Origin of the sequence: Gordonia sp. DT30, from assembly GCF_049844915.1 — a bacterium.
GTDB lineage: Bacteria > Actinomycetota > Actinomycetes > Mycobacteriales > Mycobacteriaceae > Gordonia.
This window is the reverse complement of record NZ_JBNCLY010000102.1, coordinates 1-300: the sequence shown is the minus strand read 5'-3', so window position 1 is coordinate 300 and position 300 is coordinate 1. Positions and strand designations below refer to the sequence as shown.

Here is a 300-nt window from a genome sequence, read left to right as displayed (position 1 = left end):
GCGTCTGAGGGTGCGGCGCAGATGCCGTCCGCTCGTGTGGGTGATGTGACGGTGCGGATGGATGTTGTTGCTGTCGAAGGACTTCCGCATGATGTTGCGCATCTTCCGCATCTGATCGCTCATGACGGTGGTGAGGTGGCGGGACCGCATGCGCAGGATCAGCGCCCGGTCCGTCGGGGCGGTGACGGTGATGGGGATGTGGTGCCCGATCGCGGCGCCGACACCGCTGCTGATGATGGTGTGCGGCCGCCGGTGTCGCATGATGAGGGTCGGACGGAGCAGACCGAGGAATTGGCCGCC

At 66.0% G+C, this 300-nt stretch carries 1 protein-coding gene; it reads right to left on the bottom strand.

Annotated features, from left to right (window positions below; translation table 11 throughout):
• The coding region (locus tag ACLQ3C_RS21615) for a hypothetical protein (RefSeq protein ID WP_425707135.1) at positions 1 to 300 on the bottom strand (300 nt) is incomplete at both ends.